Annotated in this window: 22 protein-coding genes; 17 read left to right on the top strand and 5 right to left on the bottom strand. The window is 65.2% G+C overall.

Annotation, left to right across the window (positions count from 1 at the left end; translation table 11 throughout):
- Positions 1 to 251: 251 nt before the first annotated feature.
- From aceB to BLS91_RS09215, 3 genes are all read left to right on the top strand, one after another.
- On the top strand, positions 252 to 1,925 hold the full coding sequence (gene aceB, locus BLS91_RS09225; protein WP_092340423.1) for a malate synthase A: 1,674 nt from the start codon (positions 252 to 254) through the stop codon (positions 1,923 to 1,925).
- A gap of 283 nt (positions 1,926 to 2,208) precedes the next feature.
- A complete protein-coding gene (locus BLS91_RS09220; protein ID WP_092340422.1) occupies positions 2,209 to 2,868 on the top strand; it encodes a hypothetical protein in 660 nt (219 codons plus the stop codon).
- 38 nt (positions 2,869 to 2,906) lie between these two features.
- A complete protein-coding gene (locus BLS91_RS09215) occupies positions 2,907 to 3,416 on the top strand; it encodes a signal peptidase I (protein WP_092340421.1) in 510 nt (169 codons plus the stop codon).
- On the opposite strand, the gene BLS91_RS09210 is transcribed toward BLS91_RS09215, so the two are convergent.
- Entirely contained in the window at positions 3,413 to 4,834 is a 1,422-nt protein-coding gene (locus BLS91_RS09210; protein ID WP_092340420.1) for a cryptochrome/photolyase family protein, read from the bottom strand. The two genes, BLS91_RS09215 and BLS91_RS09210, sit on opposite strands and share 4 nt — an antisense overlap.
- 306 nt (positions 4,835 to 5,140) lie before the next feature.
- Between BLS91_RS09210 and BLS91_RS09205 the strand changes: the two genes are divergently transcribed.
- The 6 genes from BLS91_RS09205 to BLS91_RS09185 all read left to right on the top strand — a co-directional run bounded on the left by BLS91_RS09205 (position 5,141) and on the right by BLS91_RS09185 (position 9,130).
- On the top strand, positions 5,141 to 5,713 hold the full coding sequence (locus BLS91_RS09205; RefSeq protein ID WP_092340419.1) for an alternate-type signal peptide domain-containing protein: 573 nt from the start codon (positions 5,141 to 5,143) through the stop codon (positions 5,711 to 5,713).
- Between the two features lie 113 nt (positions 5,714 to 5,826).
- A complete protein-coding gene (locus BLS91_RS09200) occupies positions 5,827 to 6,435 on the top strand; it encodes a hypothetical protein (protein ID WP_134505328.1) in 609 nt (202 codons plus the stop codon).
- Between the two features lie 3 nt (positions 6,436 to 6,438).
- Positions 6,439 to 7,740 carry a fibronectin type III domain-containing protein gene (locus BLS91_RS09195; protein ID WP_092340417.1) on the top strand — a complete coding sequence of 434 codons (1,302 nt, stop codon included), beginning with the start codon at positions 6,439 to 6,441 and terminating at the stop codon, positions 7,738 to 7,740.
- Positions 7,740 to 8,318, top strand: a complete 579-nt coding sequence (locus tag BLS91_RS09190; protein ID WP_092340416.1) for a signal peptidase I — start codon at positions 7,740 to 7,742, stop codon at positions 8,316 to 8,318. Before BLS91_RS09195 ends, BLS91_RS09190 begins: the two co-directional genes overlap by 1 nt.
- Before the next feature lie 3 nt (positions 8,319 to 8,321).
- Entirely contained in the window at positions 8,322 to 8,759 is a 438-nt protein-coding gene (locus tag BLS91_RS19595; protein ID WP_134505329.1) for a hypothetical protein, read from the top strand.
- Positions 8,760 to 8,848: 89 nt separating this feature from the next.
- Complete coding sequence (locus BLS91_RS09185) at positions 8,849 to 9,130, top strand: LPXTG cell wall anchor domain-containing protein (RefSeq protein WP_134505330.1); 282 nt, start codon at positions 8,849 to 8,851, stop codon at positions 9,128 to 9,130.
- 42 nt (positions 9,131 to 9,172) lie between these two features.
- Here BLS91_RS09185 and BLS91_RS09180 read toward each other — a convergent pair whose 3' ends face one another.
- Positions 9,173 to 10,150: an NADP-dependent oxidoreductase gene (locus tag BLS91_RS09180; RefSeq protein WP_241983161.1), complete on the bottom strand. Its 978-nt coding sequence runs from the start codon at positions 10,148 to 10,150 to the stop codon at positions 9,173 to 9,175.
- Between the two features lie 124 nt (positions 10,151 to 10,274).
- Entirely contained in the window at positions 10,275 to 10,931 is a 657-nt protein-coding gene (locus BLS91_RS09175; RefSeq protein WP_369831310.1) for a YqaJ viral recombinase family protein, read from the bottom strand.
- Between the two features lie 178 nt (positions 10,932 to 11,109).
- Here BLS91_RS09175 and BLS91_RS09170 point away from each other — a divergent pair, with 178 nt between their 5' ends.
- From BLS91_RS09170 to BLS91_RS09160, 3 genes are all read left to right on the top strand, one after another.
- Positions 11,110 to 12,222 (top strand): hypothetical protein, encoded by a 1,113-nt coding sequence (locus tag BLS91_RS09170; protein WP_092340413.1) that lies wholly within the window; start codon positions 11,110 to 11,112, stop codon positions 12,220 to 12,222.
- Between the two features lie 68 nt (positions 12,223 to 12,290).
- Positions 12,291 to 13,037, top strand: a complete 747-nt coding sequence (locus tag BLS91_RS09165; protein ID WP_092340412.1) for a response regulator transcription factor — start codon at positions 12,291 to 12,293, stop codon at positions 13,035 to 13,037.
- Entirely contained in the window at positions 13,037 to 14,569 is a 1,533-nt protein-coding gene (locus BLS91_RS09160) for a sensor histidine kinase (protein ID WP_241983162.1), read from the top strand. Before BLS91_RS09165 ends, BLS91_RS09160 begins: the two co-directional genes overlap by 1 nt.
- A gap of 181 nt (positions 14,570 to 14,750) precedes the next feature.
- Here BLS91_RS09160 and BLS91_RS09155 read toward each other — a convergent pair whose 3' ends face one another.
- A complete protein-coding gene (locus BLS91_RS09155; RefSeq protein ID WP_092340411.1) occupies positions 14,751 to 15,212 on the bottom strand; it encodes a MarR family winged helix-turn-helix transcriptional regulator in 462 nt (153 codons plus the stop codon).
- Positions 15,205 to 16,941, bottom strand: coding sequence for an MDR family MFS transporter (locus BLS91_RS09150; RefSeq protein ID WP_241983163.1), 1,737 nt, complete (start codon positions 16,939 to 16,941; stop codon positions 15,205 to 15,207). Before BLS91_RS09150 ends, BLS91_RS09155 begins: the two co-directional genes overlap by 8 nt.
- A gap of 330 nt (positions 16,942 to 17,271) precedes the next feature.
- On the opposite strand from BLS91_RS09150, the gene rplJ reads away from it, so the two are divergent.
- From rplJ to BLS91_RS09125, 5 genes are all read left to right on the top strand, one after another.
- A complete protein-coding gene (rplJ, locus tag BLS91_RS09145) occupies positions 17,272 to 17,787 on the top strand; it encodes a 50S ribosomal protein L10 (protein ID WP_092340410.1) in 516 nt (171 codons plus the stop codon).
- 52 nt (positions 17,788 to 17,839) lie between these two features.
- Complete coding sequence (gene rplL / locus BLS91_RS09140; protein WP_092340409.1) at positions 17,840 to 18,223, top strand: 50S ribosomal protein L7/L12; 384 nt, start codon at positions 17,840 to 17,842, stop codon at positions 18,221 to 18,223.
- A gap of 276 nt (positions 18,224 to 18,499) precedes the next feature.
- A complete protein-coding gene (locus BLS91_RS09135) occupies positions 18,500 to 19,807 on the top strand; it encodes an ABC transporter substrate-binding protein (RefSeq protein ID WP_092340408.1) in 1,308 nt (435 codons plus the stop codon).
- A 29-nt stretch (positions 19,808 to 19,836) separates the two neighbouring features.
- Complete coding sequence (locus tag BLS91_RS09130) at positions 19,837 to 21,210, top strand: ABC transporter permease (RefSeq protein ID WP_167552428.1); 1,374 nt, start codon at positions 19,837 to 19,839, stop codon at positions 21,208 to 21,210.
- On the top strand, positions 21,207 to 22,088 hold the full coding sequence (locus tag BLS91_RS09125) for a carbohydrate ABC transporter permease (RefSeq protein ID WP_233197466.1): 882 nt from the start codon (positions 21,207 to 21,209) through the stop codon (positions 22,086 to 22,088). Before BLS91_RS09130 ends, BLS91_RS09125 begins: the two co-directional genes overlap by 4 nt.
- The last annotated feature ends 27 nt before the right edge of the window (positions 22,089 to 22,115 follow it).

Raw genomic sequence — 22,115 nt, 5'->3', positions numbered from 1 at the left:
GATCACAAAAGTTTCCACAATTAGAAAAACAGGGTTTCTTCTGTGCATGGATTGTGGTTTGGCCGTGCCTAGACCCGGCAGAGTGGAGGCACAGGCAAGCACCAACTTTCGAATTGCGACCGCTCACCCCTCGCGCTCACCGATTCGACCGAAGCAGAACCGCTCCACCATCCTCCGCCTGAGATCGGGCGAACCGCGCAGCTGCGGCTCGCCCCCTGTCGGTATCACCTACTTTCGCAAGGAGCCAGACCATGAATACCCCCAACCCGACCCTCGATCAGACGGTCAACTCCGAGACGGTGAAAACGACCACCGGCAGCTTCGCCACCATTCGCCCGCACCTCGAGGTCACCGGCCCGCTCGGCGATCGGTATGACGAGATCCTCACCCCAGAGGCCCTCGAATTTCTCGCCGAACTGCACGAGCGTTTCGCCGGCACCCGGCACGACCTGCTGGCGGCCCGGCTGCAGACCCGAGTGGATGCCGCCAACGGTCGCGACCCCAAGTTTCTAAGCGTTACCGAGAGCATCCGTCTCGATCCAACCTGGAGCGTTGCGGGAGCCGGACCCGGCCTCGAAGACCGCCGTGTGGAGATCACGGGCCCGACCGACCGCAAGATGGCCATCAACGCGCTCAACTCCAGCGCCAAGGTCTGGCTTGCCGACCAGGAAGACGCCACGAGCCCGACCTGGACCAACGTGATCGAGGGCCAGCTGACCCTGTTCGACCAGGTGCACGGCCAGCTCAGCTTCACGAGCCCCGAGGGCAAGAAGTACGAGATCACGAACGAGTCGACGCCGACCATCGTGATGCGTCCGCGCGGCTGGCACCTCGTTGAAAAGCACATCACCTTCATCGACCGTGCCAACCGCCGCATGAAGTCCTCTGGCAGCCTCATCGACTTCGGCTTGTACTTCTTTCACAACGCGAAGAAGCTCATTGAGAACGGTACCGGCCCGTATTTCTACCTGGCCAAGCTCGAAAGCCACAAGGAAGCGCGCTTGTGGAACGACATCTTCACCTACGCCGAAGAGCGCCTGGGTATCGACTACGGCACCATTCGCGCCACGGTACTGATCGAGACCATCCAGGCCGGCTTCGAGATGGAAGAAATCCTCTACGAACTGCGCGACCACTGCGCCGGCCTCAACGCCGGACGCTGGGACTACATCTTCAGCATCATCAAGACGTTCCGTGCCCGCGGCAGCCGCTTCGTCTTTCCCGACCGCAAGCAGATCACCATGACGGTGCCGTTCATGCGCGCATACACCGAACTGCTCGTCGCCACCTGCCACCGTCGTGGCGCCTTCGCCATCGGCGGCATGAGCGCCTTCATTCCGAACCGTCGCGATCCGGCCGTCACCGAGCAGGCTCTCTCCCAGGTCGCGGCGGACAAGAAGCGTGAAGCCACCGACGGGTTCGACGGTTCCTGGGTTGCGCACCCCGACCTGATCCCGACCGCTCAGGCCGAATTCGACAAGGTGCTCGGGGACCGCCCGAACCAGCTCGAGCGCACCCGCCCCGAGGTGAACGTGACGGCCGCCCAGCTTCTCGACGTTGCTTCGGTCGGCGGCCAGATCACCGAGGCCGGCGTGCGCGGCAACGTGCTCATAGCGCTCCGCTACATCGAGTCCTGGCTGCGCGGCGTGGGAGCAGCGGCGATCGACAACCTGATGGAAGACGCCGCGACCGCGGAAATCTCCCGCTCGCAGCTCTGGCAGTGGATTCACGAGAACTCGGTCACCGCCGAGGGCCGCCGGATCGACTCCGACTGGGTTGAAGAGGTGCTGGACGAGGTCGTGGACAGCCTCGAGCGCACCCCCACCGACCGCTTCGATGACGCCCTCACAGTGCTGCGCACCTCGGCACTCGAGCCGGAGTTCCCGACCTTCCTCACGGTTGGTGCCTACGCTCGATTCTTCTAGCTAGTTTTCGCAGCTAGCGCTGCGAGTTCGCGAAAGCGGGCAAATGGTTGTCTGGCCCCGGCATCATCACAGGGGCAGCAACTGTTTGCCCGTTTTTTCGTTATTCGTGTTCTGCCGCCGTTCCATCCCCCAGATTGGGGGGACAGCAGTGCCCAATCAAGGGCATACGGGAGTTAATGTCATCTCTACTGTTTTGAATATAGATAATGAAAGAAGCTCATTATCTCACTTCGGAACTGACAATTTGAGATGAGACTGACGTGAAACTTTAAACTGCAAGAAAATGATCATCGGGGCCGGAGGCGTTGCCGTTGCATTGACGATGGCCCTCGCCGCCTTGGGACCGACCGGCGCGTACTTCAGCGACACGGCACAGGGCGCAGTGAGCGGAACGATCGGCTCGATCAAGATCGCTGGCGCTGGCCCTGACGGAACCGGCACCGATTCTCTCAACCGGGCCTTCTCGAACCTGCTGCCGGGAACGACCCAGACCGTCTCGTCCCGCTACGTCAACACGGGTCTGAACGCTCAGGATGTCTGGGTTGTGTTCAACAATAAGGACGCCCTGCACGCTTTGAATGACCTCGGCACCTACGGCGAGTTCCATGTGGCTGCCAACGGCACGGCTCTTTTCGACTCCGCGAATCTCAGCGATGATCAGGACGACACTGCGCACCTGAGCTGCGGGACCCTCGCGCCGACCGGATGCTGGCCCGTTCCGAAGATGATCAAGCTGGCATCGAACCTGGCACCGACAGCTGTCGGGTCGGTCTCGTTCAGCTTCGGTTATGCGGCAAAGATGTCCGGCCAGTCGGAGCTTGACGGCGGAGTCTGGAACTCCTACCCGGTGAAGACTGTTCAGGCCCCGAACCCGGCCATCGTTGGTAACGGTCTCCCCTACCAAATTGTGGCCACACAGGTCGGCCAGACGCCGGGCCTGTAGAGCCATTCCCCAATTTTTTCCGAGCCGAGAGGCGCACCGTGAAGAGATTCAAAGGCATCGTCGTTCTGCTACTCATTCTGGCGTCCGTGCTCACCCCGATCGCCATCATGGCGACGGGTGTCCTGCCCTACGGGGCTTACGTCGTGCGTACGGGGCCGATGTTCCCCGCTATCCCGCCGGCGAGCGTCGTGATCGTTGAGACTGACCAATACGAGGTCGGGCAAGTCATCACTTTTCGGCGTGCCGGCGATCGCACCACCCACCGCCTCATGGCCTTCAATGACGATGCAACGCTAACGACCAAGGGTGACGCGAACGACACGAGCGATCCGTTCACGGTGCCACGCGCGGATGTTATTGGCGGCGTGACCGCCTTCGTGCCCAACCTTGGCTATCTCGTTGTGTACTTGCAAAACCCGCTCGCCGTAGGCTCCCTCATCATGTGCGTACTGAGCATCTGGTACGCCGGGTCGTCCGAAGCCGGGCCCGGTGCGAGGTCGACGAAAGAGTCAGCGGGAAAGACCCGAATCTCCGTTCGCGCTGCCTAGCCTGCCGGTTGCGCCTTGACCCGTTCGTAGGCGGCCAGGGCGGCGCGACGCGTCTCGCCGAGGTCGACGAGCGGCGCCGGATAGGCATCCGTGCCGTATTCGGGAACGTTTTGCCGAATGTATTGCTGGTGCGGGTCGAACTTGGCTGCCTGCAGGTCGGGATTGAAAATACGAAAATACGGTGCCGCATCCGCTCCGGAACCGGCCACCCATTGCCAGCCGAACGGGTTGCTCGCCGCGTCGGCGTCCACCAGGGTGTCCCAAAACCAGCGCTCGCCCTCACGCCAATCGACCAACATATTCTTGATCAGGAATGATGCCGTCACCATGCGTACCCGATTGTGCATGCTTCCGGTGCGCCACAGTTCACGCATGCCGGCGTCGACCAGGGCAAAGCCAGTGCGACCCTGCTGCCAGGCCGCCAGGGCATCCCGATCGAGTGGCGGCCACGGAAAAGCGTCGAAGGCGGGGCGTAGGTTCGCGGTCGCGATATCTGGCGCATGATAAAGCACGTGGTACGCGAACTCCCGCCAGCCGACCTCGGTCAGAAAACGGGTCGCGCTGGCCGACTCGCTACCGCTGAGCCCGCGCCGGGCATTGTTTGTCGCCGCCCACACCTGGTGGGGGCTGATCTCGCCCCAGCGCAGGTGCGGAGACAGGCGCGATGTCGCGTTCTGGGCCGGTTCGTCGCGTTCGGTGGCGTAGAGGGCGAGTGACTCGGCCAGAAAGGTGGTGAGCAGGGCGTGAGCGGATGCTTCGCCCGGCGTCCACGCGGCGCGCAGCCCACCCGCCCAATCGGGGCTCGACGGTGCGAGTCCCCAGTCGTCGAGGTCGTCGGAGACGAGGGCTGCCGTGGTGGGGTCGCCCGCCCAGCCGGGAATAGCGGAGGGTGCGGGATAGGGCACGCGGGGCGGCGCACCCGCGGTGCAGGCCCGCCAGAACGGGGTGAAGACGGAGTAGGAGCCGCCCTGCCCGGTCTGAATCGTCCAGGGTTCGAACAGAAGCGAACCGGCGAAACTATGGGCGTCGATTCCGCGCTCACGCAGGTCGCTCTTGATCGCGGTGTCGATCGTGCGTTCGGCGAGGCCGTAGCGGCGGTTCCAGAACACGGCGGAGGCATCCGTCTCGTGCACCAGGCGGGCGATGATCGGGCCGGCCGCACCGCGGCGCAGAATCAACCGGCCACCGAGGGCGGCGATGGAGCCGGCGAGGGATCGCAGACTCTGGTGCAGCCACCAACGGGCCGCGCCGCCGAGCGGGCGGACTCCGTCGGATTGCTCGTCAAGCAGGTAGAGGGCCACAATCGGCTGCCCCTGCTTGATCGCCGCGTGCAGGGCTGGATGGTCGGCAACCCGCAGATCGTCGCGAAACCACACTATGACGGGCCCGACGTGGTCGGCTATCTGATCTGAAGTCATGCGGTCTCCTCGTGAAACTCCAGTCTGGACCATGCGACGGGCCAGACCAATTCGGAGGTATAACGGTCTGTCCCGTCTGATCGACAACGAACTCGTCTCCCCGCCCGTATGTCGCTTTTTCGTTGCTTTCCTCCTGATTGATCACGAAATACTCTGATTTGTCTGTTGATTTCAACTAATTCAGTACCGAATGGACATTTATCCTAAACCTCATTCTGGGGGTTACCGACGGACAGACAAATCTGTCTGTCCCACATAGTGTGTGTATCACTCGCCCCTGAGTCGATCTTCCGAAAGGTCTCCACTATGAACAAGCTTCTCGTTAGCGCTATCGCCGGTGCCGCCGGACTGACCCTGCTGCTCGGCGGCGCGGGAACGTTCGCGCTCTGGAATTCGAGTACATCGATTGCCGGCGGAACGATCACCGCCGGCGCCCTGACAGTGGTCGACAATGCCGCCGCCGGTGTTTGGAAGAGCGGTGCCACCGAAATCATCCTGAGCACGTACAAGATCGTGCCCGGTGACGTCCTCACCTACACGAAGAAGGTTGACATCACGGCGACCGGCGACAACATGGTCGCGACTCTGGCCGTTGCTTCAGCGAGCATCACCGCCACGAGCGCAACCAGCACACCTGATGGGAAGCTCGCGGGCTACATCACGAAGAGCGCCCAGGTGTCGATCAGTGGCGTAGGCATCAGCGGTGCCGGCCCGACCTACACGATCACACCGACCGGGACCGGCGTTATCTCTCGCGCTGCCGTGGTCACCGTCATCCTGACGTTCCCCAAGAGCAGCAGTGCAGGAGCCGAGAACGACGCCATGCTCGGCTCGGTCAACCTCGGCGCCCTCGCCGTGACCCTGACGCAGACCACTTAGTCTTCACCACCTCCTGCACTGTCCCTGGCGTGCCCATCACCCGACGATGGGCACCCCGGGCGGTGCGATTCTCCCTCCAGCTCCTCCGTTCGACCAGAAAGCGCGGTGATCACATGAAAACAACCCGTGGCCGCCACACCGCTTCGCCTGCCGAGCGTCGTCGCCACCGTGCTGTGCCGACCCTGCGGCTACGCGCGCGGGCCCTGGTCTTGGCCGCAGCATCCACTCTTATGGCAGTCGTGCTGGCCACGACCGCTGCCAGCGGCACCTACGCCCTCCTGAACTCGAGTGCCGCCACCTCCTCGGCCACGATAGCGTCGGGAACGGCCACGATGACGGTCTCGGCCCTCGCCCTTCCCGCCGTGCCCCTGTACCCGGGACTGGTTATTGCCGCCCCGGTCACCGTCACGAACACCGGTGACGTGCCACTGGCCGTGACCCGCTCCTCGCTCCTCGCGCCGGCTGTTACTTCGACCCTGTCCGATTCGCTCACCATCGGTCTCGCCGTCGTCGACAGCTCGGCTGCGTGCACGAGCGCGGTCATCCCCAGCACCAGCGGAACATTTGCCAGTGCGCCGTCGACGGCGGTGGGCCTGACGCTCGCTAAGGCCCAGTCCCGAACAGTCTGCGTGCTGATCGCGCTGCCCGCGGGCGCCCCGAGTGTGAGCCAGTCGTCGTCTGCTGCCAACTTTTCCGTCGTTCTCACCGGAGTGCAGGCCTAAGCCATGACCCGTTCACGCCGCCAGGCTGTCGCTCGACCTCGCCGGCAGCGCCACACCGCCGCCCTGCTCGGCACCGTTCTCTTTCTCGTGCTCGCAGCCTCCGGCGCCGCCCATGCCGCCTGGACCACCGCGGCATCCCCAGCCACCGGATCCGTGACTTCGGGCAAGGTCAGCATCACACAATCCGGCTACGACCAGCTGAAATTCGATTACACGACGGGCAGCTCCACCACGACCAAGCCCATCACGCTCACCAGCGGATCCGTGCCGTCAACGTACACATTGACGTTCAGCGCCGTGTCGTCGCCCGCGGCGCTCGCCGGAGCTGTCACCGTCACGACGTGGCCGGTCGCCGCCGCCGCCAATTGCACCGCGAGCACGACCCTGCCCGGAAACCAGACCGTCTTTACCTGGGCGAGCGCAACGCCGATGACCGGGTCCCTGGCCGCGAATGGGTTCGTCGTGCTCTGCGTACGCACTGCGATGTCGTCCACGTCGATGTCGACCTACGCCGGAGGCCAGGTCGCGGTTCGACTCGATCCGAGCGCCGCCGTCGGTACCAACTGGAACGCCCAGGCCGAGTCGGTAACCGTGACACAGACTATTCCCGATGTCTCCCGGCCGACCTCACCGACTAATCTGACCGCCACATCGACAACGGATGCCGCCGCCACACTCACCTGGACGGCCGCCAGCGACAACGTCGGTGTCGCCATCTACCGCCTCTATCGCGACGGGGAGCGGGTCGGGCCGGACATCACCGGCAGAACCTACACCGATACCGGACTCAATGTCGGCACGACCTACGTCTACACGGTCGACGCTGTCGACGCGGCCGGCAACTTCTCGACCATGTCATCGGCCGCCACTGCGACCACCAGCCAGTCACCGTCGTCGACCAGCTGGTACCGAGTCAAGAGTGGGGGCCTGTGTGTCACGGGTTCCACCAACGCGAACGGACCCGTGACAGTGCAGGTATGCAACGAGTCGCTGACCACTCAGCTCTGGCAATTTGACTTGGTCAACCAGAGCGACTACCTCATCAACTCGCAGGCAGCGGCTGGGCTGGCTTGGCAGCGCACCACCACGGCAGCTGTGGTGATGGCGACACGCAACGTGAGTGACTCCAGCCAGCAGTGGGGCGGCACACTGTCGGGAAACGGTCTGTACCAGTTCGTCATCCAAGTGAACAAGAACAAAACGGAATGCATCACGGTGCCGAGTCACACAGCCGGAACCGCGCTACAGACGCAAAGCTGCAGCGCCGGCAGCGCCCAGCAGTTCACATTGACGGCGGCGAACTAATGGGGCACGGTTCGAAGGGGGCCAGGCCGACTGGACTGCTGCACGCCCTGGGCCTGGTCATCAGCGGTGCGTTGCTCCTGCTGGTGCTCATGCTGTTCGCTCTGCTGGTCATCGTGCCCAAGATCACGGGCGCGACCCCACTGACGGTGCTGACCAGCTCGATGGAGCCACACCTGCCGCCCGGCACCCTGATCGTGGTCGGCCCGGTCAACACCGACGACCTCGTAATCGGGGATATCGCGACCTATCAGATTCACTCGGGCGAGCCGGCAGTGATCACCCACCGCATCACCGCGATCAGCTCCTCCACGGACGGTACCCGGAGTTTTCAGTTTCAGGGAGACAACAACAGTCTTCCCGATCCCGACCTCGTGCTCTCCGCCCAGATTCAGGGGCGACTGTGGTATTCCGTTCCGCTGATCGGCTATGCCAATAACTTCGTCAACGGGGCGAGCCGAGCGCTGATCATTCCGGCAGTGGCCGTGGCCCTGCTCGGATACTCGGCTGTGATGCTCGTCGCTGGAGTCCGTGCCGGCCGCCGTCGTCCTCGCGGCGCCCATAGCCACTCGGTGGTCTGATCGATGCAGCCGCATTACACCCAGCCCCCTATTTGCGAATTCCGCGCACGTGCCCTTCGTCGCGGGCGCCTGCTCGGTGCCGTGGCCTCGGCGCTGTTGCTGGCGCTCCCGATACTTGCCGGTGCGGCCGGGCCGGCATCGGCTGCGGCACCCAAATCTCTGTCCAGTGCTGCCCAGGCCAGCAACGCTCGGCTCGGCGACGTGCAGGTCAGCTTGGACGGTGTGCACTTCGCGAGCAGTCTGCCGACCGATTTGTTTGACGCGTATGGGACGTTGATTCCGAATGGGTCGATGCGGGCGTCCCTGTGGATCCACAACCCGAGCGACCAGCCCGCGGTCGTGCGGGTGAGTCTGCGTAGTGCGGAGGGGGCATCCGCTGGGCTGATCAGTACCTCACCCTGGGCGTCACGACCCCTGCCGACCCCACCGCGCCCACCGTGACGTTCGCGGGCGACGCAGATTGTGCGGTGCTTGCGCCGGTTCAGCCGCTCGCCACCGGCGCGACGCTGAGAGCCGAGGTCAGGATCGACATGAGGAACGTGACCGGGCTGACCGGGCAGAATGAGACGGCGAATCTGGGCCTCGTGGTGTCCCTGCGCGACGCGGTCGCTGGGCCGTTTTCGTCGTCGGCCTGCGCCGACACGGGTGTGTTCGTCGCAGTTCTGGGGGCTTCGTCAGCGGCGGCGCGGCCGGCCGCCCTATCCCGCACCGGGGTTGACCTGCCCGTTCCCGCCATCGTCGGGGGCGTTCTTCTGCTGGGCCTCGGCGTGCTGTTGACGTTCCGCCGTCGCCGCGAACGGAACGAGAACTAGAACCCACCGGCACTGCCGGCGGGCAGCGGATGCCGATGCCCGCTACGAGACGCGCAGCACGATCTTGCCGCGAGTGTGACCCTCTTCGATCGCTCGGTGTGCCGCAGCACCGTCGGCGAGTTCGAACACGGCGTCGACGTGCACGCGCACGGTACCCGCGTCGAGGAGCTTCGAAATCTCGTCGAGGGCTCGGGCGTCGGGGGACACCTTGAAACCGGTCGCGCGGCGGCCGGCGGCAGCGGCATCCGCTGCCATGGAGGGCCAGCTGCCGGTCGGCGCGTTCACGAGCAGGCCGCCTGGGCGCAGCGCGGCGAGGGAACGGGTGCCGGTGTCATCGTGCACATTGCCGATGAGGTCGATGACCGAGTCGAGGTCGTGGGCCTCGTCTTCGAAGCGCGTGGTCGTGTAGTCGATGACCTCGTCGGCACCAAGCTCGCGCAGAAAGTCGAGGTTGCGGGTGGATCCGGTGGCGATGACGTGGGCGCCCAGAAGGCGGGCGAACTGTACCGCGAAGTGACCGACGCCGCCGCTGGCGGCGTGCACGAGCATCCGCTGCCCGGGGGCCGCCCCGGCGAGCTTGACCATTCCCCACGCGGTGAGGGCGGCGACCGGCACTGCGGCAGCCTCGGCATGGCTGAGCCTGGCCGGCTTGTGCGCGACGCTCATGCTCGACACCGAGACGTACTCGGCGAAGCTGCCGCCGGTGCGCGGCACGCGGCCCATGCCGTAGACAGCATCCCCGGGCTGCAGCGGAGAGGCCTCGAACGCCGCGCGCACAACCATGCCGCTGAAATCGTTGCCGAGGATGGCCGGGTAGCTTTCGATCGCGGCGGCGACGCCCTTGCCGGAGCGCGTCTTGGCGTCGATCGGGTTCAGCCCGGCGGCGACGACCTTCACGAGAACCTCGTCGGAAATCTGGCGTGGTAGTGGCCTCTCGGCCAGGTGCAAGACGTCGGGGTCGCCGGTCTGGTCGATGACGAGGGCGCGCATGGTCAGCGGAAGTTCGAAGTCAGGAGCCATGTCCTCATTCTGATGCATCCCGCCTCGGTGCATTGCGGACGGGGCCTGGGCCCGAGCCGTGGGCCCAGTTTATAAACTGGGCGCGTGGACGGGGCCTGGGCCCCGTCCACGAAGCGAGAGCAGGCTAGCGGCGGGCCTGCTGGTCGAGATTGTCGATCAGGGCATTGGCCAGGCCCACCAGAATCGCGATCTGGTCTTCGTCACGTTCGATCCAGCGACATTCGGGCACCGCGGCGACCGGCACGAAATCGAGGTGCTCTTCCCAGACCAGCAGCGTGCGATCGGCGCCGAGCACGTACTGCTGCCACCACACCTGCCGCAGGTAGCTGCGCGGAACGCTGCGCCACGGCTTGCTCGTGGTCTTGATCTCGGCCAGGTGCAAATCTGCACCGATCACGCCCACCCCGTCGGGCGTGGCCAGATGCCGCGGATGCCCGAGCGACCGAAACAAGTTCGTACTCGGTTCGATGCCGTAGTTCTCCAGCACCCACGCGGCAATGACCGGTTCCCGGGCCCGTCCATGGTCGGTGTAGCTGTTGCCGGAGAAGCTCGTGCCGTGCATTTTGTCGTGCGCCGCGTTCAGGATCGACTTGGGGGTCGACAGTTTGGCGACATCCGTTGCGGTGATGCCCTGGTTGCGGGCCCGCAGCCACGCGACGCGGTCGTTCGAGTCGGCGACGATGCGCAGCGTGTGCGGTGCGGGAGGCGGTACCAGAGCGGATGCCGCGGGGTGCGCCGAAGGCTGGTCCAGATCGAAGAGGGACAGCGTGGAATTCGGCACTCCTCTATTGTGTGCCCGCGCGCCCGGTCGGCGCGCCACCGCCACGGGGAGCCGCGGGATTGGAGGCCGCCACTCGCCTGCCGGGCCGAGGTCGCGCATCCGCTCGCTGTGAGAATCGTTATCGCGAAGAGACCTGGCTTCGCTAGCCTGAAGGAACGTCAACCAATCGGGGGAACGCATGAAGCAGTACCCAGCTCGATTCGCGCTCGCCGGGGCCGCCACGCTGGCCCTGCTGCTCAGCGGATGCGCCGGCTTACCCGGCTACCCGGCCGCCACCGACACGCCGATGGCACAGTTTGTCGCCGGTGTCGACTGCCAGGCGCCCAAACTCAACAACTGGATCCCCGTTCAGGACGGCGTCCCAGCCCAAACGGATCTGACTGCAACCCACCCGGACGCCCCGGCGCCTGGCATGGTCCCCGACGGCTTCGAACCCGTCGTCGCCTCCCTCTGTACCTTCTCCGGCAGCATCGACGACGACGAGGGCCGTTGGTCGGCCGTGACGATCGAGACCCGCGAGGGCGACTTCAGCGCCCTGCTCGCTGCGCTCGCCCAACCCAACGACCAACCCGGGCTCAACCAGGCCTGCACCGCCGACATGGAGATCGTGCCCGAACTCTGGCTCGAAAACGCCGCAGGCGAAGCCATGCGGGCAGCCTGGCCGCGCACCTCCTGCGGCAAAACTAAGCCGGCCACGAGCAAAGCGCTCGAGAAACTCGAGCTGACCGACACGGTGAAACTGCCGCTCGTGCTGCAGATCGCCCGACCCGCTCTCGACGCCGGCTGCGCCATGAGCACCGGAACCCCCGAACAGTCGCTGCTGTTCGGCACGACCGGCCTGCAGACCTACACCACCCAGATCGGGCAGGACCCTGAACCGATTCCGGTGCCGCCCGCCGAAATCCCCTCCTACGCCGGCGTCGATGGCGCGAGCGTCTGTATCTACACGGTTGACCCGGTCACCGAACCCGACCTCAGCGAACTCGAAGCCATCGAGGGTTTCGACGACGACATGCTCGGCTCGATGCTGACCCTCAGGTCGGGCACCTTCACCAGCGCGACCACCCTTGAAGCGGATGCCGCAGCGCTGCTGCCCTCCGCAGCATCCGCTCTGCAAGCGCCCGCGTGCGCGATTGAGCCCACCCGGTTCGCGGTGCTCTGGCCCGAGCGGGCTGGCACCGGGCTCGACACCCCGATCCAGGTCGAACTGAACGGCTGCCAGCGACTCTTCGTTCCGGCCAGCAACCCGCTCGTGCCCGCGCCGGCCCTACTGGCTGCCCTGATCGGCTAAGGCCGGCCACAGGCATTCGAGGGCGCACTCATAGGGCGTTCATAGACAACTGCCGGATACTCATCAGAATGAGCACACGTGAGAGCACCCGCACCGGCCATGGCCCGCGCCTGACCAAGGCCGACGGCAGCGCCATTAGGGTTCTGGTCGTCGACGACGAACCCACCCTCACCGATCTGCTCTCCATGGCCCTGCGCTACGAGGGCTGGGAGGTGCGCACCGCCGGTGAAGGCCGCCAGGCGCTCACCATCGCCCGCGAATTTCGGCCGGACGCCATCGTGCTCGACATCATGCTGCCCGACATCGACGGCCTGCAGGTGTTGCAGCGGGTGCGCGCCGACGGCTACGAGACACCCGTGCTCTTTCTCACCGCCAAGGACTCGCTGGACGACCGCATCGCCGGGCTCACCGCGGGCGGCGACGACTACGTCACCAAGCCGTTCAGCCTCGAGGAGGTCGTCGCGCGCCTCCGCGGCCTTATCCGCCGCTCCACCCTCGCCGTGGCCGACTCGATCGACCCGCGCATCACAGTGGGAGACCTTACCCTCGACGAAGACAGCTACGAGGTCTTCCGCGACGGAACGGCCATCGAACTGACCGCCACCGAGTTCGAGCTGCTGCGCTTTCTCATGCGCAACCCGCGCCGCGTGCTCAGCAAAGCGCAGATCCTCGACCGGGTCTGGAGCTACGACTTCGGCGGCAAGTCGAGCGTTGTCGAGATCTACATCTCCTACCTGCGCAAGAAGATCGACGCTGGCCGGGAGCCTATGATTCACACGGTGCGCGGCGCCGGCTACATGCTGAAAACTGCCTGATGGCGCATCTCAAGAAGCGCGAACGGATGCCGCGCCGCCGCGGCCGACCCCGCTCGCCCTGGACCCTGCAGCGGCGCCTCGTGCTCACCGTGGTCGGGCTTCTCGCCCTCGTCAGCATCACGATCGGCGTGGTGAGCGTGGTCATCCTACGCGCCTCGCTGCTCGATCGCCTGGACGTGCAACTCGCATCCGCCGCCGACCGCTCCGGCGCCGTGCTCGGCGGCGGCGGAGACAACGACGGGGACCGCCTCGGCGATACCCCCGGCAGCACCTATTTCGGCACCCCCACCGCCAACAGCATTCTCAGCGGCCCTGCCCAACCACCCGGGCTGCTCGCCCTGGTCTATGACGGATCGAGCATCACCACCGGCTACACCGACGACCAGAGCGGCGCCATCGAAGAACTCTCCGCGCAGCAGGTGCAGCAGCTCGCCGACCACGTCAACCAGTCGGCCGCCGTCACGGTAAACCTCGGTGGCGAACTCGGCGAATACCGAGTGCAAGCCGAAACGTCTGGCAGCGGCACCCTGTATCTGGTCGGATTGCCGCTGTCGGGCGTCGAGGCCACGGCGGCTCAGCTGGCCCTGATCATCACGTTCGTCTCACTCGCCGGGCTCATTGTGGTGGCCATTATCGCGGCCTGGGTAGTTCGCCTCGCCCTACGCCCGCTGCAACGCGTGACCGCGACCGCCACCCGGGTTGCGCAACTTCCCCTCGACCAGGGCGAAGTCTCCCTCGACGATCGGGTTCCGACCGGGGATGCCGACCCGCGCACCGAGGTAGGCCGGGTCGGTGCGGCGCTTAACCGCATGCTCGACCACGTCGACCTCGCCCTCGAAGCGCGACAGCAAAGCGAACGCAAGGTGCGCCAGTTCGTCGCCGACGCGAGCCACGAGCTGCGCACGCCGCTCGCGTCCATCCGGGGCTACTCCGAACTCACCCGGCGCAGCGGCCAGCAGCTGCCGCCCGACGCCATCCACGCGCTTGGCCGCATTGAAAGCGAGTCCGTGCGCATGACCGGGCTGGTGGAAGACCTGCTGCTGCTCGCCCGTCTCGACGAGGGCCGCGAACTCGAAATGGAACCGGTCGACCTCACCATGCTGCTCGTCGACGCCGTGAGTGATGCCCACGCGGCCGGCCGTGATCATATTTGGGACCTCGACCTGCCCGAGGTACCGATCGAGGCGATCGGCGACGAACCGCGTCTGCGCCAGGTCATCACCAACCTGCTCGCCAACGCGCGACTGCACACGGATGCCGGCACCACGGTGGTCGTCGCCCTCGCCGCCGTCGGCGACCGGGCCGTCATCACCGTCACCGACAACGGTCCGGGCGTCCCGGAAGACCTCACCAGCACCCTGTTCGAACGGTTCGCCCGCGGCGACAGCTCACGCTTTCGCGGAACCGGCAGCACCGGCCTGGGGCTGGCGATCGTGGCCGCGGTCGTCGCCGCGCACCACGGCGCTGTGTCGGTCGAGAGCGTCCCCGGCCGCACCCAGTTTCGGGTCGAACTGCCCCTCGCCACGGGCTAGGAGTATCGGCCAGGGCGGCGCCGGATCGACCTCGCGCCCCCTCATCCATCGAGCCGTGATTTCTGTTCGCCGAGCTGTGAGTATCGACTCGTTCCAGGGTGAAAATGGGGGTGAAACTCACGGCACGACGATGAGCCGGGGACGAAACTCGCGGCTCGGCGCGGGGTCAGAAGCGGTAGACCTATTCGGGCTCGTTCAGCCGTTCCAGCAGGGTGGCGAACTGGTCGAGTTCGGCGGGAGTCCACCGGCTGAGTCGCCGATGCACCAGGGCCGTGCGGTTGCGGCGCACCTCGGCCAGTTTCTCCGTGGCGAGAGGCGTCAGGGCCAGAAATCGTGCCCTCCCATCGAGCGGGTCAACCCGGGTCTCCACGAGCCCAAGCGAGCAGAGCAGCTTGGCCTGGCGGCTGATCATGCTGCGGTCCACCGCGAGCACATCCGCGACAACGCTGGCATGGGATTCGCCCCGCCGCGCGAGTACGCGCAAGAGCGCGAGTCCGAACGGTTCGAGGGTCGGATCGATCACGGCCGCGGTCGACCGTGTGCTGGCTCGAATATTGGCGGCCAGCATGGCCATCTGCGCCTCGACGCGGGCGAGCTCGAGGGTGTCGCCATCCACGCTGGGTCGTTCGACCAGCTCATTCATCACGAGGTCCGCGGGTTGCGGGTGTTTGGGCCAGCCCGGCCGGCGGCAGGCCAGCGGATGCCGCACTCACCTCCACGAGAATCTCCTGCACGTCGTCCCCCTCCCGGTGAAAGGCCAAGTCTGCCGCAACGATAGCCGGCACAGCTGCCGGCACCAGGGCCGTATCGCGGGCCCGGTCGATTCCGGTCTCCGTGCCGAGCGGATAATTCGGCAGCAGCGACACCGTGAGCAGGGTCACAAGGGCCAGCGGCGCGCTGATCAGAAAGATCGTGCCGACACCGGAACCGTAGGCGGCTTCGACGATGATGCGCAGCACGTCGGGCAGTTGGTTGACCTGCGGAATGACGCCGTCACCGAGCAGGCGGCCGGCATCCGCTTGATTGGTCGGGCTGAGCCTGCCCACGCCGGTGGTGATTTGGGCCGCGACAACACTGCCCAGGATGGACCCCATCACCGAGACCCCGACCGCGCCGCCGAGGCTGCGGAAGAAGGTCACCGAGCTCGTGGCGACGCCGAGGTGCCGCACCTCAACGGTGTTCTGCACGACCAGAACGAGGTTCTGCATGACCATGCCCACGCCGGCGCCGAGGATGAACATGTAGACGCCGACGAAGACGAGGCTCGTGTGCACATCGAGGGTACCGAGCAGTGTGGTGCCGACGAGCATGAGCACGGAGCCGGAGACCATGATGGACTTCCACGTGCCGCGCCGGCTGATTACTGTTCCGAACAGGGTCGACGAGATGAGCAGGCCGCCCATCATCGGGATGGTCAGCAGGCCCGACTGGGTGGGCGTGGCGCCGCGGGCGAGCTGCATGTACTGGCTGAGAAAGACCGAGGTGCCAAACAGGGAGACACCCACCGCGAGGCTCGCAATCGCCCCGAGGCCGAAGGTGCGGTTGCGAAACAGGCTGAGCGGAATTATCGGTTCGGCGGCGCGAAATTCCACGATGATCGCCAGAGCCAGCAAAACGACGGCACCTATCACCATGGCCCACGAGGTCAGTGACAGCCACTCGAACTGGGTGCCGGCCAGGGTTACCCAGATCAGCAGCAGCGAGACGCCGCACGTGATCAGCGCGGCCCCGAGGTAGTCGATGCGCACGACCCGCTTCACCCGTGCCGGCAGGTGCAGGGTGCGCTGCAGCAGCACGATGGCCACGATTGCCACCGGAAGCGCGATGAAGAAATTCCAGCGCCAGCCGAAGGCATCCGTCACGACACCGCCGAGCAGCGGGCCGCCGATCGTGCCGAGGGCCATGACCGCGCCGAACAGGCCGGCGTAGCGGCCGCGCTCACGCGGGCTGATGATGTCGGCCATGATGATCTGGCTGAGGGCGACCAGGCCGCCGGCGCCGAGGCCCTGCAGCACCCGGAAGGCGATGAGCGTTCCCGCGTCCTGCGAGAACCCGGCGAGCGCGCTGCCGATCACGAACACGGCCAGGGCGAGCTGAATGAGCAGTTTGCGATTGAACAGGTCGGCGAATTTGCCCCAGATCGGCGTACTCACCGTGGTCGCCAGCAGTGTGGCCGTGACCACCCAGGTGTAGGCCGATTGCGAGCCCTTGAGGTCGCTGAGAATGAGTGGCAGCGACGTGCTCACCACGGTGTTGGCCAGGATCGACACGAACATGCCCAGCAGTAGTCCCGACAGCGCTTCGAGTACCTGGCGGTGGCTCATTGAACCCTCGGTGACCGGTTCGGAAACGGTGCGGCTGGCGCGGCCCATGCGACTCCCTAAGTGATTGACAGCTATCAACGATAGGTGGGTAGTTGACGGATGTCAACCATCTCGATCAGCGGATGTCGCTCCGCCGTCGATTTGCACGCGCCCGAATCGTGCCGTACAGTACATTTCAGCCACAGACCGCCGGTTGCTGCGCTATGTCGAAAGACACAAGTGCAGACGAAGGTTCATTCACGTGAACGGCCCGCGCAGGTGTTCGTAGTTTTGTTACAGTCTTTTGGATTGTTCCCCGAGCTCCGGCGCCCTGCGCTGGAGCTTTTTTCATGTCTGCGCCCCGGGCTACCCGGCACATGATTATTAATGAGGAGCACCATGGCGAACAAGGAAGCAACGGTCGCCGAGCTTACGGAGAAATTCGAAAGCTCGACCGCCGTTCTGCTCACCGAGTACCGCGGTCTCACTGTTGCGCAGCTCAAGAGCCTGCGTAAGTCCATCAGTGAGGACGCCACGTACGCCGTGGTAAAGAACACGCTCACCAAGATTGCGGCCAACAAGGCCGGCATCACCTCGTTCGACGAGGAACTTGTCGGTCCGTCCGCTATCGCCTTCGTGCACGGAGACCCCGTCGCCGTCGCGAAGACCCTGCGTGCCTTTACCAAGGCAAACCCTCTCCTGGTGGTAAAGGGCGGTTACTTTGACGGTAACCCGCTCACCGCAGCGGAGGTTGGCAAGCTTGCCGACCTCGAGTCCCGCGAGGTGCTGCTGGCCAAGCTGGCCGGCGCCTTCAAGGCATCGCTGTTCGGAGCCGCTTATCTCTTCCAGGCACCGCTGTCGAAGGCTGTTCGCACCATCGACGCGCTGCGTGAGAAGCAGGAGTCCGCGAACTAGGCACCTGCCTGATTCACGGTTCACGATTTTTTAGAAACTATAGGAGTACATCATGGCAAAGCTTTCCACTGAAGACCTGCTTGAGCAGTTCAAGGGCCTGACCCTCATCGAGCTCTCCGAGTTCGTCAAGGCGTTCGAGGAGACCTTCGAGGTCACCGCAGCCGCTCCCGTCGCCGCTGCCGGAGCCGCTGGCCCCGCCGCTGCTGCTGAAGAGGTCGAAGAGCAGACCGCGTTCGACGTCATCCTTGACGCCGTTGGCGACAAGAAGATCCAGGTCATCAAGGTCGTGCGCGAGCTCACCAGCCTGGGCCTCGGCGAGGCCAAGGCCGTTGTCGATGGCGCGCCGAAGGCCGTCCTCGAGGGCGTTGCCAAGGACGCTGCCGAGAAGGCCAAGGCTTCCCTCGAAGAGGCCGGCGCAACCGTTACCCTCAAGTAGTCTCTCCCCGCAAGGGGATCTGATTGAGGCGTAGCCGATGCGGTTTTCAAACTCATCCTGCGCAAGGGGCGTCGTTTCCGTAAGGAGACGGCGCCCCTATTGTCGTGCCCGCACGTGTACAACCCCAGTACTGGGGCCTTCGCAAAGCTGAAGCTTTGTCGTGAATTTGGTGTGAACGAAGAGCGACTCTAGGTTTGAAAGAGGAAGTGCTGACCCAGACCACTTAACCGGCCGATTTTTCGGGAGCGCGACCCCTGACTCGACGAAGAGGCTCTCTTGCGCTCCACCACACACCACAGACTGTTCACGCCGCTGGCCGGCGCCGGAATCCTGGCTCTGACCCTCGCCGGGTGCTCGTCAGGCACAACGGATGCCGCCGGTTCCGGCGAATTCACCGGCGACACCCTTGAGGTCTCCGCTGCCTGGTCCGGCGCCGAGCAGGCCAACTTCGAGGCCGTCCTGGCCGCCTTCGAGGAGCAGTCCGGTGCCACGGTGAACTACACCAGCTTCGGCGACAATGCCGCGACCACGCTCGGCACCCAGATCGAGGGTGGCAGCCCGCCCAACGTCGCGATGCTCGCGCAGCCCGCCCTGATGGACCAGCTCGCCGCCGATGGCAACCTGCAGCCGCTGTCCGAGGCGGCCAGTGCCGCCGTCGCCGAGAACTACTCCCAGAGCTGGGTCGACCTCGGCACGAGCGACGGCACCCAGTACGGCGTCTGGTTCAAGGCCTCGAACAAATCGACCATGTGGTACAACGCCGATCTCTATGACTCCGCCGGAGCGGCCGCTCCCGCAGACTGGGACGACTTTCTGGCGCAACTGCAGCTCGTGGCCGACTCCGGCTATGCCGGAATCTCCATCGGAGCGGATGTCGGCTGGCCGTTGACCGACTGGTTCGAGAACGTCTACCTGCAGACCGCCGGCGGCGAGATGTACGACCAGCTCACCAACCACGAAATTCCCTGGACCGACCCCTCCGTCACAGTGGCGCTGGACGCCCTCGCGACCCTGTGGGGCAACGACGCACTCGTGCAGTCCGGAGCCGCGCAGCGCACCTTCCCGGAGTCGGTCACCGAGGTCTTCGGTGCCGCCCCGCAGGCCGCCACCATCTACGAGGGTGACTTCGTGGCCGGCAACATCACCGATGACGGCAACTCGGTCGTCGGCGAGAACGCCCTGTTCTTCGACTTCCCCTCCGTGAACGGCTCGGCACCCGCCGTCGTCGGCGGCGGCGACGTGGCCGTCTCCTTCACCGATGACGCCGCCACCGACGCTCTCATGCAGTTCCTCGCCTCGCCCGAAGCGGCCGAGGTTTGGGTGCCAGAGGGCGGCCTCACATCGCCGAACAACAACGTCGACACCGCGCTCTATCCCGACGAGACCAGCCGTCAGATCGCCGAAGCCCTCACCGGTGCTGAAACGTTCCGCTTCGACATGTCCGACCTCACCCCGAGTGCATTCGGCGGCACTCCCGGCCAGGGCTTCTGGCAGATCATGATCCAATTCCTGCAGGACCCGAGCGACGTCGCCGGTACCCAGCAGGCCCTCGAGGACGCCGCCGCCGCGGCCTACGTCGACTAACCCCAATAAGTCGAATCACCACCGTCACCGTGACCAGCACCATGAGTTCCAAGGCCGTACCCGCACGCCGTAACGCACCATCCGGGAGTCGCCGTCCCCGGATGGGTGCGAGCCGCCGACGCATGTTCCTGATCGCCCTCGGTTTTCTCGCGCCGGCGCTCGTGCTGCTGGCCGGGCTGGTGCTCTACCCCATTCTGTACACGGTGGTGCGCTCGTTCTTCAGCGCCGACGGCGGGGCGTTCGTGGGCTGGGACAACTACGTCACCATGTTCACGAACGACTCAACCTTCACGGCGATTCGCAACAACGTCATCTGGGTACTCGTGGCCCCGGTCGCCTGCACCGTGCTCGGCCTGTTGTTCGCGGTGCTGCTCGAAAAAATCAAGTGGTCAACGGCGTTCAAGCTCATCATCTTCATGCCCATGGCCATCTCGATGCTCGCCGCAGGCGTCATCTTTCGCGGCATGTTCCAGGAGAGCCCGAACCTCGGGGTTGTGAACGCGGCCGTTGTGGCTGTGAACAGCGCGTTCGGCGGCGGTGACGCGGCCTATCCGGGAGCGAATCCGCGCACCGACGTCGGTCTGATCAACGACGGCGGTGTCATCGCGAGCGAAGCCGCCGTTGGGGCCGGCACCGAGGTGAACTTCCCCCTCGTCGGCGTGCGCGCCGACAACGTTCCGGCCAGTGCCGCGCAGGCCGAGAGCGCCGACACCGCGTCTGCCGACCAGATCACCGGCACGGTCTGGCTCGACGTGGTCATCGGCGGCGGTGGTACGAACGGGCAGATAGACGACGGCAAAACGGGGCTCCCCGGCATCCGTGTCGACGCGGTCGACGCCTCCGGCACGATCGCCGCCACGACCGAAACGGATGCCGCCGGCCGCTACGTTCTCGCCGGCCTCGGCACCGAGACCTACCGCATAGCCCTGCCGGCGTCGAACTTCGACGAGGGCTACCAGGGGGTGTCGTGGCTGAGCTCGGGCCTGATCACCGCCGTGATCATCCTCTCCTATATCTGGATCTGGGCCGGCTTCGCCATGGTCATGATCGCCTCCGGTCTGAGCGCGATCGACCGCTCCCTGCAGGAAGCCGCCCGGATGGACGGCGCCAACGAGTGGAAGGTGTTCTCCCGCATCACGGCGCCCCTGTTGGCTCCGGTGCTGATCGTCGTGTTCGTCACCCTCATCATCAACGTGCTGAAGATCTTCGACCTGGTCTACGTGATTCCGCCCGGCGCCTCGAAGCCCGCGGCGAACGTGATCGCGGTGGAGATGTGGACCGTGTCGTTTGGCGGCGGCAGCAATCAGGGCCTCGGCAGCGCTCTGGCCATTCTGCTGCTGATCCTCGTGCTGCCCTCGATGATCATCAACGTGCGCAAGTTCCGTCAGGAGAGAAAATCGTGAGCGGCGCCGCAACGCACGTGCGCGGCAAGAAAACCCTCGCCCGCACCATCCTCGGCTTTGTCGACAAGGGCGTGGTCAACGCTGTTCTCGTGATCGTCGCGATTTTCTGGCTGGTGCCGACCCTCGGCCTGTTCCTGTCGAGCCTGCGCACGGTCGGCGACAGCGCGTCGAGCGGCTGGTGGACAATATTCACCACCCCGGCGCAGCTGACCATTGAGAACTACGCGAACCTGCTCGCCAACCCGACCATCACCGGGTCGTTCTGGAACACCATTTTGATCGCCGTTCCCACGACGATCTTCGTGGTCATCTTCGGTGCCCTGGCCGGCTACGCTTTCGCCTGGCTCACGTTTCCGGGCCGGGACTGGCTGCTCATCGTGGTGATCGTGCTGCTCGCCGTGCCCCTGCAGGTCGCGCTGATTCCGTTGGCCCGCATGTTCGGAACCCTGGGAATTTTCGGTTCTATCTTTGGCGTGATCCTGTTCCACGTGGCCTTCGGGCTGCCGTTCGCCATTTTTCTGTTGCGCAACTTCTTCACCCAGATTCCGGCCGAACTGCTCGAAGCCGCTCGCATCGACGGTGCGAGTGACTGGCGAATCTTCGTGCAGGTCATTCTGCCGCTCGGCGGCCCGGCTATCGCCTCGCTGGCCATCTTCCAGTTTCTGTGGACCTGGAACGACATGCTCGTAGCCCTCATTTTCACTGACTCCGGATCGCAACCTCTGACCGTGGCGATTCAGAGTCAATTGCGCCAGTTCGGATCGAACATCGACGTGCTGTCGGCCGGAGCCTTTCTATCGATGATCGTGCCGCTCATTGTGTTCTTCGCGTTCCAGCGCTTCTTCGTGCAGGCCCTTCTGGCCGGCTCGCAAAAGTAATACTCCACCGCCGGGTGGATGCCGCCG

Origin of the sequence: Cryobacterium flavum (assembly GCF_900103805.1) — a bacterium.
Taxonomy (GTDB): domain Bacteria; phylum Actinomycetota; class Actinomycetes; order Actinomycetales; family Microbacteriaceae; genus Cryobacterium; species Cryobacterium flavum.
Note: the sequence above shows the minus strand (reverse complement) of the source record. Positions and strands in the feature narration are given on the sequence as shown.